The sequence below is a fragment of the Actinoplanes sp. NPDC049316 genome (assembly GCF_040677315.1).
Taxonomy (GTDB): domain Bacteria; phylum Actinomycetota; class Actinomycetes; order Mycobacteriales; family Micromonosporaceae; genus Actinoplanes.
Window position 1 is genome coordinate 30,522 of the sequence record NZ_JBFAQM010000026.1, and the last position, 15,633, is coordinate 46,154.

The 15,633-nt window shown below is 69.4% G+C and carries 13 protein-coding genes; 6 read left to right on the forward strand and 7 right to left on the reverse strand.

Annotated elements, in window-relative coordinates; all coding sequences use genetic code 11:
• Window positions 1-62 precede the first annotated feature (62 nt).
• Window positions 63-1,409: a glutamine synthetase family protein gene (locus AB0K03_RS30515; RefSeq protein WP_364691807.1), complete on the reverse strand. Its 1,347-nt coding sequence runs from the start codon at window positions 1,407-1,409 to the stop codon at window positions 63-65.
• Window positions 1,410-1,481: 72 nt separating this feature from the next.
• On the reverse strand, window positions 1,482-3,011 hold the full coding sequence (locus AB0K03_RS30520) for an amino acid permease (RefSeq protein ID WP_364691810.1): 1,530 nt from the start codon (window positions 3,009-3,011) through the stop codon (window positions 1,482-1,484).
• Window positions 3,012-4,074: 1,063 nt separating this feature from the next.
• On the opposite strand from AB0K03_RS30520, the gene AB0K03_RS30525 reads away from it, so the two are divergent.
• Window positions 4,075-4,473 carry a MerR family transcriptional regulator gene (locus tag AB0K03_RS30525; RefSeq protein WP_364691813.1) on the forward strand — a complete coding sequence of 133 codons (399 nt, stop codon included), beginning with the start codon at window positions 4,075-4,077 and terminating at the stop codon, window positions 4,471-4,473.
• 309 nt (window positions 4,474-4,782) lie between these two features.
• On the opposite strand, the gene AB0K03_RS30530 is transcribed toward AB0K03_RS30525, so the two are convergent.
• Window positions 4,783-5,625: an SDR family NAD(P)-dependent oxidoreductase gene (locus AB0K03_RS30530; protein ID WP_364692051.1), complete on the reverse strand. Its 843-nt coding sequence runs from the start codon at window positions 5,623-5,625 to the stop codon at window positions 4,783-4,785.
• A 119-nt stretch (window positions 5,626-5,744) separates the two neighbouring features.
• Here AB0K03_RS30530 and AB0K03_RS30535 point away from each other — a divergent pair, with 119 nt between their 5' ends.
• The 4 genes from AB0K03_RS30535 (at window position 5,745) to AB0K03_RS30550 (ending at window position 9,067) form a co-directional block, all read left to right on the forward strand.
• A complete protein-coding gene (locus AB0K03_RS30535) occupies window positions 5,745-6,461 on the forward strand; it encodes a DUF998 domain-containing protein (protein ID WP_364691816.1) in 717 nt (238 codons plus the stop codon).
• Between the two features lie 3 nt (window positions 6,462-6,464).
• Complete coding sequence (locus AB0K03_RS30540; RefSeq protein ID WP_364691818.1) at window positions 6,465-6,989, forward strand: ArsR family transcriptional regulator; 525 nt, start codon at window positions 6,465-6,467, stop codon at window positions 6,987-6,989.
• 129 nt (window positions 6,990-7,118) lie between these two features.
• Complete coding sequence (locus tag AB0K03_RS30545; protein WP_364691821.1) at window positions 7,119-8,003, forward strand: ATP-binding cassette domain-containing protein; 885 nt, start codon at window positions 7,119-7,121, stop codon at window positions 8,001-8,003.
• A complete protein-coding gene (locus AB0K03_RS30550) occupies window positions 8,000-9,067 on the forward strand; it encodes an ABC transporter permease (RefSeq protein ID WP_364691824.1) in 1,068 nt (355 codons plus the stop codon). Before AB0K03_RS30545 ends, AB0K03_RS30550 begins: the two co-directional genes overlap by 4 nt.
• Window positions 9,068-9,532: 465 nt before the next feature.
• On the opposite strand, the gene AB0K03_RS30555 is transcribed toward AB0K03_RS30550, so the two are convergent.
• The 3 genes from AB0K03_RS30555 to AB0K03_RS30565 are packed head-to-tail and all read right to left on the reverse strand — an operon-like array spanning window position 9,533 to window position 13,370.
• Window positions 9,533-10,117 (reverse strand): TetR family transcriptional regulator, encoded by a 585-nt coding sequence (locus AB0K03_RS30555; RefSeq protein ID WP_364691827.1) that lies wholly within the window; start codon window positions 10,115-10,117, stop codon window positions 9,533-9,535.
• A gap of 5 nt (window positions 10,118-10,122) precedes the next feature.
• Window positions 10,123-12,267: a YhgE/Pip domain-containing protein gene (locus AB0K03_RS30560; protein WP_364691830.1), complete on the reverse strand. Its 2,145-nt coding sequence runs from the start codon at window positions 12,265-12,267 to the stop codon at window positions 10,123-10,125.
• The gene (locus AB0K03_RS30565; protein ID WP_364691833.1) at window positions 12,264-13,370 is read right to left on the reverse strand and encodes an ATP-binding cassette domain-containing protein; all 1,107 of its coding nucleotides are present in this window, start codon (window positions 13,368-13,370) and stop codon (window positions 12,264-12,266) included. Before AB0K03_RS30565 ends, AB0K03_RS30560 begins: the two co-directional genes overlap by 4 nt.
• A 367-nt stretch (window positions 13,371-13,737) precedes the next feature.
• Here AB0K03_RS30565 and AB0K03_RS30570 point away from each other — a divergent pair, with 367 nt between their 5' ends.
• Entirely contained in the window at window positions 13,738-14,727 is a 990-nt protein-coding gene (locus AB0K03_RS30570) for an LLM class F420-dependent oxidoreductase (protein ID WP_364691836.1), read from the forward strand.
• A gap of 27 nt (window positions 14,728-14,754) precedes the next feature.
• On the opposite strand, the gene AB0K03_RS30575 is transcribed toward AB0K03_RS30570, so the two are convergent.
• Entirely contained in the window at window positions 14,755-15,594 is an 840-nt protein-coding gene (locus tag AB0K03_RS30575; protein ID WP_364691839.1) for a GNAT family N-acetyltransferase, read from the reverse strand.
• Window positions 15,595-15,633 lie beyond the last annotated feature (39 nt).

The following is a 15,633-nucleotide window of genomic DNA, read 5'->3' on the forward strand; positions in this document are numbered from 1 at the left end:
ACCCCGCGGCCCAGCGGTCGCTCACCGCCCCACCAACCGGGCCGCCGCCGGCAACTCTCGATTCACAGCCGCTCGAAGCCGCGCCCCAGCTCCCAATCCGTCACTGCCGCATCGAAGGCCGCCAGCTCGACCCGGGCCATGTTCGTGTAGTGCTCCACCACGTCGTCCCCGAACGCGGCCGCCGCCACCGGCCCCAGCTCCCACAGCTCCATCGCATCCCGCAGCGTCGTGGGCACCCGGGGCGCGGTCGTGTCGTCGTACGCGTTGCCCTTGAACTCCTCCTCCAGGCTCAGCTCGTGCTCGATGCCGTGCACCGCCCCCGCGACGAGCGCCGCAATGGCCAGGTACGGGTTGACGTCGCCGCCGGGGATCCTGTTCTCCACGCGCATGCCCTGCCCATGGCCGGCGATCCGCAGTGCACACGTCCGGTTGTCGACTCCCCAGCGCAGCGCCGTCGGGGCGAACGAGCCGGGCTGGTAGCGCTTGTACGAGTTGATGTTCGGCGCGAACAGCAGGCTGAACTCGCGCATGGTGGCCAGCAGGCCGGCCAGCACCCGCTGACCGATGACCGAGAGATGCGCGGGCCCGTCGCCGAGCATCGCGGACCGGCCGTCCTCGCCGCGCAGCGAGAAGTGGATGTGACAGGAGTTGCCCTCACGCTCGTTGGGCTTGGCCATGAACGTCAGCGCCATGCCCTCCTGCGCGGCGATCTCCTTGGCGCCGTTCTTGTAGATGACGTGGTGGTCGGCGGCGGTCAGCGCGTCGGCGTACCGGAAAGCGATCTCGTGCTGGCCGAAGTTGCACTCACCCTTGGCACTCTCCGGAACGAGGCCGGCGCCGGCCATCTCGTTACGGATGCGGCGCAACAAAGGCTCCACACGCGCGGTGCCGAGCAGCGAGTAGTCCACGTTGTACTGATTAGCCGGCGTCAGGTCCCGGTAGTTCTTCGCGTACGCCTGCTCGTAGGTGTCTTTGTAGAGCACGAATTCGAGTTCCGTGCCGGCGAACGCAGTGAGCCCGTGAGCGGCCAGGCGGTCGAGCTGGCGGCGCAGGATCTGCCGGGGCGAGGCGTAGACGGCCTCGCCACCGGTGGTCTCGAGATCGGCGAGGACCATCGCGGTGCCGGGCAACCACGGCACGTGCCGCAGCGTGGTGAAGTCGGGTCGCATGACGAAGTCGCCGTAGCCGCTGTTCCACGAGCTCATCGCGTATCCGTCGACGGTGTTCATGTCGACGTCCACCGCGAGCAGGTAGTTGCAGCCCTCGCTGCCGCCGCGGACGACCTCGTCCATGAAGTAGCGGCCGTGCAGGCGTTTGCCCTGCAGGCGGCCCTGCATGTCGGTGAGCGCGAGCAGGACGGTGTCGATGGTGCCGTTGTCGACCGCGACGTCGAGGTCCTCGAGTTCCATGGGTGATGTCCTATCGCAGGGGACCGACAGAAACCGGGGGCCGGGCGCGACGCCCGGCCCCTGTGAGCACGATCACTCTGGCGGCGCGGGCATGGTCTGTTCTCCGTGCGCCGCCTTCTCCAGGAGGTTCTGGCGGGGTCCGGTGAACCATTTCCGGGCGCTGGCGAACCACCAGACGGCGGCAGCGCCGACCACCACGACCACGGCGACAATCGTGTAGTTGAAGGTCGAGGCGGTGATAGGACTGGCGGTGGGCAGAATGAACATCACGCAGATGATCACGACCCACACGATCGCGATCCACCCGATCGGGGCGCTCCACCGGCCGAGGTTCCACGGGCCCGGCTGGAAATCCGAACTCAGCCGGCGCAGCAGCACCGGACCGACATAGGCGATGTAGAGGCCGATGACGGCGATGGAGGTGGCCGCCAGATAGGCGGTGGTGTTCCACAGCGACGGCAGCACGAGAATCGTGCTGATCGTCACGCACAGCCAGATGGAGTTCGTCGGCGTACCCGTCCGGGGATTGACCTGTTTCCACAGCCGCGACCCGGGCAACGCGCCGTCACGGGCGAAGGCATACGCCATCCGGGAATTCGCGGTGACCGACGCCATGCCGCAGAACCACTGCGCCACCATGCAGATGAACAGCAGGAACGTACCGAGGTTGTGCCCGACCGCGTCGATGAAGATCTGCGCCGGCGGCAGCCCGAGCTCCGTCGTCCGTTCCGCCTCGTAGTCCTGAATGGCCCATGTGATGGCGAACAGCAACACGAACCCGGCGATCAGCGAGACCACGACCGACATCACAATTCCTCGCGGCGCTGCGCGCGCCGCGTCGTGCGTCTCTTCCGCGACGTGCGCCGAGGCGTCATATCCGGTGTACGTGTACTGCGCCATCAACAACCCGATGAGTACGGCGTAAGCACCCGCCCCGGCGAACGTGAAGCCCGTCTCGTTGCGTACCTCGAAGAAGACCTCGGAAATCGGCTTGTGATTGTCGGGGATGACCGCGAGCAGCACGACGATGACGGCCACGCCGACGAGGTGCCACCACGCGCTGACGTCGGAGAGAAGGCGCACCAGGCTGACACCGAAAGTGTTCAGCAGGCCGTGCACCACGATGATGACGAGGAAGATGAGAAACGTACGCCCGGCCGTGACTTCCATGTCGAACGTGAGGCCGAGGAAGGCGGAGGTGGTGATCGCCGCGCCGAAATCGATGGCGGCGGTGACGGCGACCTCGCCGAGGAAGTTGAACCAGCCCACGAACCAGGCCCACGCGGCCTTGTTCCGTTTCGCCAGCGCGGCGGCCCACCAGTAGAGGGCCCCGGCGGTCGGGTACGCCGAGCAGACCTCGGCCATCGCCAGGGCCACGAACGTGACCATGATGCCGACGAAGACCCACCCGACCGTGATGGCGAGCGGTCCACCGGCGGTCATGGCGATGCCGTACGACGTGATCGCGCCGGCGAGGATCGAGATGATGGAGAAGGAGACCGCGAAGTTGGAGAAACCGGACAGCCGGCGGTGCAGTTCCTGCTGATAGCCGAGCTGAGCGAGTCGTTCTTCGTCGGTGCTGGGTACAGGGTCGGCACTCATGAAGGCTCCCTAGACCGAGGGGCGACTGTGACCTGGGCCACCGCCGTTCGGTGATGATCTCCTCCTGGTGTTACGCGCGTCAATGAGCCGTGTTAATTGCGTTGCCGCGCCCGCACGCCGCCCGCACACTCGAACCCATGACAGGGCACCGGAAAGCGCGGCGCGGCACAGCCCGCCGCCGATCAGGCAAGGCCCTGCCGGTGTTCTGACGCTACCGGCGCAACCGGGCGAACCACCCGGAACAGCGCACGAAGCTAGCGCGCGAGCCCTCGGCAGGCATCGCGAACACCGGGGAGCACCACACCGGCTCCCATCCCGCGGCGGCGCGGGGCGCGGTCACCTCTCTCTCGACACGGCAGTCAGCTGTGCAATGCGCCCGCCCTGCGCCGCCGCACCTACCCGCGCCCGCGGCTCCAGCAGACGACATCGTCCTGGCCGCTTCTCCCTCCGCCCGCCCCCGCCGGCCGACTGACGGGCCGCCCTCATCGTCACCCACTCCCTCCACCCGGCACGCCCCGCTCTTCGGCCGCCGGCATCCCGGTCACACCGGTCCACGGCGTGTCCGCTTCCCGGCTTGCGCCCGCCTCAGGACTTCGCCGGGTGACGCTCAGCTGCGACCCTCCGCCGTCACGCGCCTCAGCATGTCGCTGGATGACGCTCAGCTGCGACCGTCCGCCGTCACGCGGCGTCACCTTGTTAGGTCGCAGCGACTACTCCGTCACCGAGGGTTCCCTACTCAACACGCCAGAAAATCTACAGCGGCGAGTCTAGAAATTGACAACGGGCGGGCCTAGGATCGGGGTGTCGGCACGCACAGCCGACAACGCAACTGGCACAGACGCTGAGTTGGCTAAGGAGGACGAGATACCGCAGCAACGCGAAATCGCCACGTCCCCGACCCGACGAGAGGTGATCGCAGCCGATGCCCAACACTCAGGCCGTCCGCTAGCGGCACGCAGGCGGTAAGGCCTTGCCGACGACGGTCGGCCCAGAATTGAACAGCCAAGGCCCCGGTAACCCGCCGGGGCCTTGGATTGTCTGCAGAACTCCCCGGAAAGGCAGCATGAACACCCCCTTCGACGACGCTGACTACCCGGCGTACTCGATGGGCAGGGCCGCCGCCATGATCGGCGTGACCCCTGCCTTCCTGCGAAGCCTCGGCACGGCCGGCCTGATCGAGCCGGAACGTTCCGGGGGCGGCCACCGCCGCTACTCGCGCCATCAGCTGCAACTCGCGGAACGTGTGAGACAGCTGCTGAACGACGGCATGCCGCTGGCAGCTGCCTGCCGGATCGTGAAGCTCGAGGACCGCCTCGAGGCCGCACACCGCCACATCGTCGACCTGGGCGGCACCCTCACGCCCGACGACGACGCGGACATCCCGACCCAGACCCGCCCCGACATCGCGACAACGAACTACTACCCCTCACCAAGCACGGAGCGCTTCCCCTCGAAGCCCTGACTGCCCCTTCCAGGCACCGCTCGCTCTCACCGACGCCGGCCGCTGCCCGCACGGGCCGTCCGGCGTCGCCTCGCTCTCACCCACCCGCGACCACTGTCCGCACGAAGCCGATCTGACGTCGCCGCGCTCTTCGACACTCGACCGCTGTCCACACGAAGCCGATCTGACGTCGCCGCGCTCTTCGACACTCGACCGCTGTCCACACGAAGCCAGTCATACTCATTGGCCCCGACCCGCAGACTCGCCAGGCGATATGCCCGAGCTCCCAGCCGCCCGCAGCCGCACCCGGGTCAGGGACATACCCGGGTGTCAGCTCCCCGGCTGCTCGCCGGGCGTTATTCCTACTGCTACCAAGCTCGAGTCCCACAGCGTCCGGGCACGCCGCGTGTCCGTCGACCGCCCGGTGGCTCCGAACGGTCGCTGCCACGCGAAGTACCCGCCGGGCACCAGACCAGCCGGATCCGTCGCGAGCCACACCAGGGTCTCTGCGCCCTCCTGCGCGCTACGGAAGACCAGCGGCAACGTGCCGGCCAGCGAGAACAGGGGACTTCGCCGCCCGAAGCCGCTGCGGATCAGCCCCGGGAAGAAGCAGGTCGGCACGATGCCGTACGACGCCCACCGTCGCGCCGCCTCGATGGTGAAGAGCAGGTTCGCCTGCTTGCTGGCCCCGTACGCGAGCCACCTGCTGATCTGTCGCCGACCGGGACGCGCGACATCGAGCGCACCCCACGCCTCGGCCGCGGAACCGGTCGTCACGATGCGAGCGGGTGCGCTCTCGGTCGCCGCCGCGCGCAACGGCTCGAGAAGCAGATGCGTGAGCAGGAATCCGGCGAGGTGGTTCGTCTGCATGGTCGGGTCGAAGCCGTCAACGGTGGGCCGACGCACCGACGCGAGCTGTCCGGCGTTGTTGACGAGTACGTGAATCCGTCCGTGCTCCTCGGCCACCCGGGCGCCGACGTCACGCACCTCGTCGAGCACGGCGAAGTCCGCGCGGTACGCCGCCGGCGTCCGGCCGCCGGCAGTGCGGACCACGTCCACCGCACGTGCGAGCCGGTCCGGGTTGCGTCCGAGCAGCACGATCTCGTCGCCGCGACGGGCCAGCGCGGCAGCAGCCGCCAAGCCGATACCTGAACTGCCGCCGCTGATCACCACGGTCCGCTCCACGCCGACATTCGATCACCATGCCGGCGCTAGCGTGGGATGCATGCTCGTGATCATGAGGCCCGCCACCCCGCAACGGCGCCGACTCTCGCACACCCACTCGCAAGCCCATGGGTGAACGCGCCCGCGCCGAAGAACTGACGACGGCGCCCGCCTCGAATCGACCGGAGAGCCGCGACCGCGCCTCCAGGATCGCCCGAGACCCGATCGGCACCAGCGCCGGCCGAGCCTTGAGCGCTGCCGCCGTCTTCGCGGTCGTCGTGGGCGCGCTGATCATGCTCGTCGCCCTGGTGAACGCGCCCGGTTCGTGGTTGCGGGGGTACGTGAGCGAGGCGGGCACGGCCGTTTCGCCGCTGGCTACCGCGTACCGATGGGGCCTACTCCTTCTTGCGGCGGGCGTAGCACTGCTCGGACTCGCGCTGCGCCCCGCCTCCCGCCTGCTGTTGGCGCTGCTCGGCGGCGCTGGCTTCCTCGCCGCGACGTCCGCCGCTGTGCCCTGCACACACCAATGCCCCCTGCCTCCCTTCGAGCGCACCACCGTCAGCGATGTCGTGCACACCGCAGCGAGCATCGTCGGAATGGCCGTGCTCGCCGGCGCCATGCTCACCGTCGCTCTCACCTCCGCGTTCACGTATGTCATGCGTCGCTTTGCCCTCGTCGCAACCGTCCTCATCGTGCCGCTGGGCGCCGCCCTGGGCCTGACAATGCTGTTCGTCGGCCGAGGCCTGGCCGGCGCCCTTCTCGAGCGGATCTTGTTGATCGTCGCCGTCAGCTGGCTGGCCGCAACCTCGCTCTTGACGTTATTACGTTCTTCCGTAAAAGTGTAGGGCATGCCGCCGACCGATCCAGATCCCCTCGAGCGCCGCGTCTCCGAGCTCGAGCGACGCTTCGCGGATCTCATCAGCAAGATCACGGATGAGAAGACCCCTCCCCGGGGTCAGCACGCCGACGTCTTCTGGGCTCTGGAAGGCTTGCGGGAGCGGGTCGGCGAGGACAACTCGGGCGCGGTGCTCTACACCGGCACCGTTGACCTGCCGACGGGTGAGCACTACGACTGGCAGTTCGGCACGGCCGTCGACGACCTCTTCGAGGCCGACTGGTCGGAGTGGGCGGGCACCCTCGGCGCGCTCGGCCATCCGGTCCGGCTCCTGCTGCTGCGCCGTGTGCTCAGCGGCACGCGTACGGTCGCGGAGCTCGCCGCCGACGAAGCTCTCGGCACGACCGGCCAGGTGTATCACCATCTGCGGCAGCTCGTCAGCGGTGGATGGCTGCATTCCTCGGCGCGCGGTCATTACACGGTCCCGGGTGAGCGGGTCGTACCGCTGCTCGTCGTCTTGGCCGGAGCGAACAGATGAGGGTCTCGGCGGCACCACCGGCCTGCGCCTCAGCGCTCGGTCCAGCCACAACCGGTGCAGGTGTTCCGGCGTGACATCCGCCGACCCGTCTGCATCTCAACTGTCCCCGGACGAGGAGGTATCCGCACGATGCTCACCATCGATGCCGTAAGCCGGAGCTTCGGTGACCGCCGAGTTCTGCACGACGTCTCGTTCGGCGTAGCGCCAGGGCGCATGACCGGGTTCGTCGGCGCCAACGGTGCCGGCAAGACCACCACCATGCGAATCATGCTGGGAGTTCTGGCCGCCGACTCCGGTCAGGTGACGTGGCGAGAACAGCGACTGACGCGTGAGATGCGGCAACGGTTCGGATACATGCCGGAGGAGCGCGGGCTCTACCCGAAGATGACCATAGCCGAGCAGATCGTCTACCTCGGCCGGCTGCACGGGATGTCCGCCGCCGACGCGCGACGCAGCACGACGGCGCTGCTCGAGCGGCTCAACCTCGGCGACCGCGCGGATGAGCAGGTCGAGAAGTTGTCGCTGGGCAACCAGCAGCGCGTTCAGATCGCGGCGGCGCTCGTCCACGATCCAGATGTGCTCGTGCTCGACGAACCCTTCTCCGGACTCGATCCGCTGGCGGTCGACGTCGTCGTGGGAGTTCTGCGTGAGCACGCCGCCGCGGGCAGGCCGGTCCTGTTCTCCAGTCACCAGCTGGACGTGGTCGAGCGCCTCTGCGACGACCTCGTCATCATCGCCGACGGTTCGATCCGCGCAGCTGGGCCACGCGAGGACCTGCGGGCCGGCTACGCACTCCCCCGGTTCCAGATCGAGGCGGACGGCGACACGGGCTGGCTACGGGACCAGCCCGGCATCACGGTGATCGAAGCCGACGGTCGCCGAGCCGTGTTCGACCTCACCGCCGGGGCAGACGATCAGCAAGTGCTGCGCACGGCGCTCGCCCGCGGGCCGGTTCGGTCCTTCGGCCCTGTCGCACCCTCGCTCGCCGAGATCTTCCGGGAGGTCACCCAGTGACGACGTTCGCGGCCGCAAAGCTCGTCGCCGCCCGCGAGATGCGGGTCAAGCTCCGCGACAAGACGTTCATCTTCAGCACGGTGTTCTTCCTCCTCATCGCGGTTGCCAGCACTGTGCTTCCAGCACTGCTGGGCGGTGGTCCCACCTCGGTGGCGGTCGCGGACCGGGCCGCGGCGACCACCCTGCAACAGGCCGGCCTCGAGGTACGCACGGCATCCGACGACGCCGCTGCGGAGAAGCTGGTGCGCGACGGCGAGGTCGACGCTGCCGTGGTCGCCGGCCCCAAGGTCCTCGCCATGGACGAGGAACCGTCCGATGTGGTCAGGTCCCTCAGCACCGCGCCGCCGGTCCAACTGCTCGATCCGGACGCGGTCGACCCGTTCCTCGCCTTCGCCGTGCCGTTCGCCCTCGCGTTCTTGTTCTTCATCACGTCCTTCACCTTCGGCATGCAGATCGCCCAGAGCGTCACCGAGGAGAAACAGACGCGGATCGTCGAGATCCTGGTATCGAGCGTCCCCGTGCGCGCCTTGCTGGCCGGTAAGGTCGCGGCGCTGACACTGCTTGCCTTCGCGCAGATCGCCCTGATCACGCTGGTGGCCTTCGTCGGCATGCAGATCGGCGACGTCGACGCACATGTGGTGGGCCTGATCGGACCGGCGATCGGCTGGTTCCTGCCGTACTTCGCGCTCGGCTTCATCATGCTGGCGACCCTGTGGGCCGGCGTCGGAGCGCTCGCAGCCCGGCAGGAGGACATCGCCGGCGCTTCGATGCCGCTCCAGATGGCCGTCATGCTGCCGTTCTTCGCGGTGCTGTTCCTGACAGACAATGCGGCGGCCATGCGGATCCTGTCGTACGTGCCGCTGTCCTCACCGATCGCCATGCCGATCCGGCTGTTCAACGGCGAGGCGGCTTCGTGGGAGCCCGTCGTGTCGCTGGTTCCGCTGGCGTTGGCGGCCGTGCTGTTCCTGAGCGTCGGCGCCCGGATCTACGAAGGATCGTTGCTCCGGACAAACGGAAAGACCGCCTTCAGGACAGCATGGCGAAGCGGGTCCACGGTGGGCTGACATCGACGCGGTGAGCAGACATTGGCAGCCGGCCCGAGCCACTGCTCGGGAAGCAAGCTGCGGTCACCGCTGCCCGGTCGAGGCCGACCTCCGCACCGCCCGCAACCGAGCCGCGCCGGCCCGATTACGCGGCCGGCACGTCCACCCGGCCAGCACGGCAGCACGGCAGCACGGCCACGCGGTTGACCGGGGTGCGCGGTCAGCACGGCCACGCGATTGATCGAGGTGCGCGGTCAGCACGGCCACGCGGTCGACCCGGGTACGCGGGTCCGCCCAGCCTGCAACTCGAAAATCTGCGTCCGCCCAGCCCCGCTCCGCGCGGTCGCAAGCTCCGCGCGGCAAGCGAGGACAAACGAACCGACCACAAGCGGCCCGGGGAATCAGACCTGGCCGAAGCGATTGACAACCGCCATCCCCGTCAAGGGCCGGGCATAAGGAAGGAGAACCGACACGCCCCCTGCACCCTCAGGCGATACGGCGGACGATCGCCAGCAGCGACTGTTCCACGTCCTCGATGGCGCGGTCCGGCTGGAAGACCAGCCAGTCCACCGCCACCACCAGCCCGACACCGAAGAGGGCCGACGACGCCACCCGCACGTCGAGCTCGGCCGGTAGATCGCCGGAGTCCACGCCCGCCTGCACCGTCTCCGCGATCACGCCGATCGCCTGTTCGCGTAGGAGGACCAGCGTCTGCTGCCACTCGCGGTTCGTCCGCCACATCTCGGAGAGGAGGAGTTGTGCGAAGGCTCGGTAACGCCGGATGTACTCCAGCTGCGCTCGTACGAGCGCGGCTACCGCGTCGCGGGGTGGGAGACCCGCGACGGCGGCTCGAAAATCGTCCGTCAGGAGACCGACGCCGTGGCGGAGCAGTTCCTCGAACAGGGCCGTCTTCGAGGCGAAGTTGTAGTACACCGTGCCCTTGGCGACCTTCGCCCGCAGGGCGATGTCGTCCACCGTCGTGGCGGAGAAACCCTGCTCGGCGATCAGTTCCACCGCTGCCTCGTACAGGCGTTGGCGGGTGTCCTCGCGCCTGCGGGTCCGTCCGTCCACGGTTGTCAGATCACCAGCTCCGGGTGCAGGTCTGTTCGGGTCAGCCGGCGTTTGCGGCGGGCCACGGCGATCGTCAGCGCCAGGGCGGCGAGGCCGTACGTGAGCAGCGCCAGAACGCCGGTCACCACCGTACCCGTCGGGCCTCCGTCGATCGTGTGGCGCAACGCCTCCACGACGTACGTCATGGGGAGCAGCGGGTGGATCGCCTGGAAGAACCATGGCGTGGTCTGCACCGGATAGGTGCCGCCCGACGATGTCAGCTGCAGCATCAGCAGCGCCAAGGCGATGATGCGGCCGGCCGGGCCGAGGGCAGCGCCCAGCAGTTGCATGATCGCGGCGAACGCCGTCGCGGTCAGCATCAGCAGGCCCAGGGTGAGCAGCGGGCTGTGCGGGTTCAGACCGAGCCCGAACACCACCACCAGGAACAGCAACGTCGCCTGCGCGAGCCCGATCGCCACCGCGGGCAGCAGACCGGCCAGTGCTACCCGGTGCGCGGGTGCGCCGGACACCACGTAGCGCCGGTTCAGCGGGCGCAGCACCATGAAGGTGATCATGGCGCCGACCCACAGCGCGAGCGACAGGAAGTACGGCGCGAAGCCCACCCCGTAGGTGCCCGCGGGGTGACGCACCGTCCGGTCCACCTGCACCGGGTTGCTGAGGAGGTCGGCGCGCCCGGACGGATCGTCGCCGTACGAGGGAATCTGCTCGGCGCCGTCCCTCAGCCCCGACGCGAGCTGGGCGGTGCCGCTCTGCAGGTCACCGAGACCTGCGGCGAGCCGGCGGCCGCCGTTCGACAACGTTCCCAGCCCGTTGTCGAGCTGCCGCGCGCCCGATGCGAGCTGGAAGATGCCGCCGCGCAGCTGCGTCGCACCGGTCGCCGCATCCGAGGCGCCGTTGCTCACCTGCTGCGCGCCCGTCGCCAGGTCACCGAGGCCGGCCGCCAGGTCGTCGACCTTCGCCCGGGCCGCGGCGACATCGTCGGCGAGGTGCGGCGCGGCCGCCGCGACCTTGCGCGCGGTGGCCGCCACGGTGTGCAGCCGCTTGCTCAGCCCGTCCAGGTCCGCGTGGTCGATCGTGGACTGCACCCGCTTCGCGGCCGCGACAAGCTCCTTTGCGTACGCGCGCGCCTGGTCGATGCCCGGCGTGTCGTCCGGAAGCTCGTCCAGGTACTGCTGCAGTCGCGTCGCATTGCGTACGGCCTCGTCGGCGGCGTCGTCGAGCTGGTTGACGTTTCGCGCCAACACGTCGGCGCCGCGGGCGACCTGATTCGCCGCGTCCTCGATCAGCCGGGCGTTGTCCCGCAGCACCGGCTCCACGCGGTCGGCGGCGGCGTCCACGGTGGATGCGAGTTGCCGCCCACCTGCCGCGGCTTGCTGCGTACCCGTGGCGAGCTGGGCCGCTCCGGTTTGCAGCGCGGCCAAACCATCGGCGAGGTCGTCCGCGCCCTGCGCGGCCGACCCGAGCCCTCCGGCGAGCCGGCCCGCGCCCTTCTCCGCATCGGTCAACCCGTTCTCAAGCTGACCGGCGCCGTTTCGCGCATCCGTGGCTCCGTCGTCAAGCTGCTGCGCGCCGTCGGCCGCCTTGCCGGTCTGCTGTTTGAGATCCGTGAAACCGATCAGCATCTTGTCGAAATATCCGGCCTGGGCGCTCTGCGCCGCAGCGGCCCGGACCTCCTCGAAAGCGGTCCGCGAGAAGATGCCCGAAAGGTAGTTGGTCGCGTCGTCGTTGACGACGACGAGCTCGGCTGGGCGCGGTTTGGCGTCGGCGTCCGGCCCGGTGGTGAGATTCGTCGAGAACGTACGCGGAATGCGCAGCGACAGCTGATACCGGCCCTCGGCGAGTCCCTTCTCGGCGCTCTTCTCATCGGTCACGTGCCAGTCGAAGACCTCACGCCGCACCAGCTCATCGGCGAGGTCCTTCCCCGCGTGCACCTTCGTGCCGTCACTGGCCGTCGCGGCGGTGTCCTCGACGACGAGTGCGGCGGGAATGTGATTGAGGCGGCCGTAGGGATCCCAGAACGCATAGAGGTAGAGGGCGCCGTACAGCAGCGGAATCACGCAGATGACGACCAGGGCGGCGGCGGTGAGCCGGCCGCGCAGGAAACGCCGCAGCTCGAAGCCCGCGAGCCGCATGCTCGACAAACCGTTCACTTGTTCTCTCCACCGCTCTCGGTCGAACCTGATCCCTTGACCGCCGCCACCAGCGGCTCGGCCGCCACTTCGACCGCCGGCTCGGCCGCCGGCGAGGCGGCCGAATCAGCTGCCGCCGAGACCGCCGGTTCGGCTGCCGGCGAGGCCACCGGCTCGACCACCGGCGAGGCGGCCGATTCAGCGGCCGGCTCGGCCACCGGCGAGGCGGCCGAATCAGCTGCCGCCGAGGCCACCGGCGCGGCCGCCACTTCGGCCGCCGGCCCGACCGCCGGCCCGGCTGCCAGCAAGGCCGCCGGCCCGACCGCCGGCTCGGCCACCGGCCCGGCTGCCAGCGAGACCGCCGGCCCGGCTGCCAGCGAGACCGCCGGCCCGGCTGCCGTGAAGGCTGCCGGCGGGGCCGCCGGTAAGGCTGCCGCTCCGTCTTCACGCACGGCGGCGGCTGAATCACCCCCGGGCACAGCCGCCGACTCACGATCCGGCACGCCCGCCGCGTCACCGCTGTCCACATCGGATGTCGACGGGTGCGCCTCACGGCCAGTTTCGCCCAACCGGATCACCGTGCTCACCCGCGCCTCATCGACCTCCCGGGCCGTCACCAGCACGGTTGCCCCCGCTGCGGCCATCTCGCCGATCCGCGTCCAGAGTGCTTCCCGCTCCCCCGCGTCCAATCCCTCGTCGACGGCATCGAGCCCGATGATCTGCGGCTGCGACATCTGCGCCAGAACGATGCCCAGAACCTGTTTCTGGTACGGGCTGAGCGCCAACCCCCGCACCTCCGGGTCGAGCCCGTGCAGAGCGACACCTCCTGGTCGGCGCCGTCCGGCGAGGAGGGCTCGTTCGCGTACGTGCTCCGCGACCGTCAGGACCGGTTCGGGTTCGGACACGCCGGGCACATAGCCGAGAGCCGCCTTACCCGCGACCTCCACACGGCCCGCGGACAACCGGAAACGCTGAGCCAGCGAGAGGAGCACGGTGGTGCGGCCACTGCCCGGCGGTCCGACGATCGCCACGATGTCGCCCGCCGAGGCGGTGACGGAGAGGTCTTCGAAGAGCCAACGGCGGCGGTTGCGAACCCCCGCGGCGGTCACGGTCAGAACCGTCATGATGAGCACCTATTCTGCACTGACTGGTCAGTGCAAAAACCTACCCGGTTCATCTCCCGATGCACGCCGGCGTGGCAGACCTCACCACCACAGGCTTCAATGTCGAACCTTTTTGCCCGACTTATGCAAGATGTCGGTTACCTATCGCCGATCCGACGTCTCCGCATTGGACAAGGCCGCCGCCACCGCGCCGCCCGCGAGACGGCAGCACGGTGGAACGCAACCACAGCCACCGGGGCCGCACGCGAGACCGCAGCACGGTAGAACGCAACCACAGCCACCGGGCCACACGCGAAACAGCAGCACGGCCGCACGCGAGACCGCAGCACGGTGGACCGGATCCCGGTCGCAAGGCAGGATCGAGCCCATGGTGACGCGATGGGGCATGACCGTTCCGCTCGGCGGGGTTCCGCTGGCTGACCACGCCGCGGTTTTCGCCGCGCTGGCCGACGCCGGGTTCACCGATTTCTGGTCCAGCGAGGTGAACGGCACCGATGCGTTCACGCCGCTGACCCTCGCCTCCGTCTGGCAGCCCGAGGCCCGCCTCGGCACCGCCATCACGCCGGTCTTCACCCGCGGGCCGGGCTTGCTGGCGATGACCGCAGCCGCTCTCGCCGAGGCCGCGCCCGGGCGGTTCCAGCTGGGGATCGGTTCGTCGTCTCCGGTGGTGGTCGGGGATTGGAACGCGGCGGAGTTCACCCAGCCGTACGCCCGCAGCCGCGACATGCTCCGCTTCCTGCGCGCCGCCCTTGCCGGGCAGACCGTCGACGAGACGTACGAGACGTTCCGGATTCGCCGGTTCCGTCTCGAACGGCCGCCGGCGGTTCCGCCCCGGATCCTGCTGGCGGCCCTGCGCCCCGGGATGTTGCGCCTGGCTGCGGCCGAGGCGGACGGCGTGATCCTCAACTGGCTCGCGGCGAGCGATGTGCCGCAGGCCCTGTCCGAGGCGAAGACCGACGATCCCGACTTCGACGTGGTCGCCCGCATCTTCGTGTGCCCGACGGAGGACGCCGCGTACGCCCGTGCGGTGGGTCGTCGCATGATTGCCGCGTACCTGACGGTTCCGGCGTACCTGGAATTCCACCGCTGGCTGGGCCGGGAGCCGGCGCTGGCTCCGATGTGGACGGCCTGGGCGAGGGGTGACCGCAAGGGCGCTCTCGCAGCCATTCCGGATGCGGTGGTCGACGAGCTGATCGTGCACGGCTCACCGGAGGAGTGCCGCGACCATGTGCTTCGCTACGGGGAAGCGGGGGTGAAGGTGCCGGTCATGGCGCTGATTCCGACGCCGGAACTGGAGAAGGGCGGCCCGGCGGCCCTCGCCGACCTGTTCACCGCGCTGGGCCCGGGGCGCGCCTGAAAATTTCGGAACGCGGCTGGAGCGAGCCTAGAAAAGCACCGTCGCAAAGCTTCCACGCTGCACGAACCCGCACCGCGCATAGACCCGCCGAGCCGCAGAGTTGTAGTCGTTCACGTACAGGCTCACCGTAGGCGCCACCCTGCGCAGCGCGTCGGACAGCACGGCCGACATCGCCCCTGCCGCCAACCCCTGCCCGCGATACTCCGGGTCGACCCAGACGCCCTGAACCTGCGTCGTCCGCCGGGTCACGATCGCCAGCTCGGCTTTGAAGATCACCCGGTCGCCGACGAACCGGGCGTACGCCCGCTTGCCCCGCACCAGCTCCGCGATCCGGCGTTTGTATCCGCGGCCGCCGTCGTCGAGGAGCGGCGACACGCCGACCTCTTCGGTGTACATGGCGACGGCCGCCGGGAACAGTTGGTCGACCTCGTCCGGCTTGACCAGCCTGACCGCCGGGTCGGGGTCGACGGGGGCCTCCCGGTCGGCGACGAGCAGCGGCTGATGCGGCCGTACGTCGCGGGCCGGGCCCCAATGGCCGCCGAGGCGGTCCCACAGGTCGAGGACCGCGTCCGAGCGGCCGATGATCGACGAGCAGATGCGGGGGTCGGCGCCGAGCACGTCGGCGAAGGCCGAGATCGCCGGCGGCGTGGCGCAGACCGGAACCAGGTGCGCGCCGGACCAGCACAGGGATTCGATCCGCCGCCCGTTGCCGTAGCCGTAGATGCGGCCGTCGGAGCGCCACCAATTGAGCCCGTGGGCCGCTACCCGCTCGGCGATCTGCGCGCCGGCGTACGGGTCCAGATCGAGGATCTTCTCGACCGTGGCCCGCTCGGGCTCCCCGAGTTGGCGAATCGGCACCGTCAGCACAGGTATCAGATTGCCAGATCGCGCGGCCCACACACCCGG

Coding starts and splice junctions, on each gene's coding strand:
- AB0K03_RS30515 (WP_364691807.1), bottom strand. CDS start 1,409: ATGGAACTCGAGGACCTCGACGTCGCGGTCGACAACGGCACCATCGAC.
- AB0K03_RS30525 (WP_364691813.1), top strand. CDS start 4,075: ATGAACACCCCCTTCGACGACGCTGACTACCCGGCGTACTCGATGGGC.
- AB0K03_RS30535 (WP_364691816.1), top strand. CDS start 5,745: ATGGGTGAACGCGCCCGCGCCGAAGAACTGACGACGGCGCCCGCCTCG.
- AB0K03_RS30545 (WP_364691821.1), top strand. CDS start 7,119: ATGCTCACCATCGATGCCGTAAGCCGGAGCTTCGGTGACCGCCGAGTT.
- AB0K03_RS30540 (WP_364691818.1), top strand. CDS start 6,465: ATGCCGCCGACCGATCCAGATCCCCTCGAGCGCCGCGTCTCCGAGCTC.
- AB0K03_RS30565 (WP_364691833.1), bottom strand. CDS start 13,370: ATGACGGTTCTGACCGTGACCGCCGCGGGGGTTCGCAACCGCCGCCGT.
- AB0K03_RS30570 (WP_364691836.1), top strand. CDS start 13,738: ATGGTGACGCGATGGGGCATGACCGTTCCGCTCGGCGGGGTTCCGCTG.
- AB0K03_RS30520 (WP_364691810.1), bottom strand. CDS start 3,011: ATGAGTGCCGACCCTGTACCCAGCACCGACGAAGAACGACTCGCTCAG.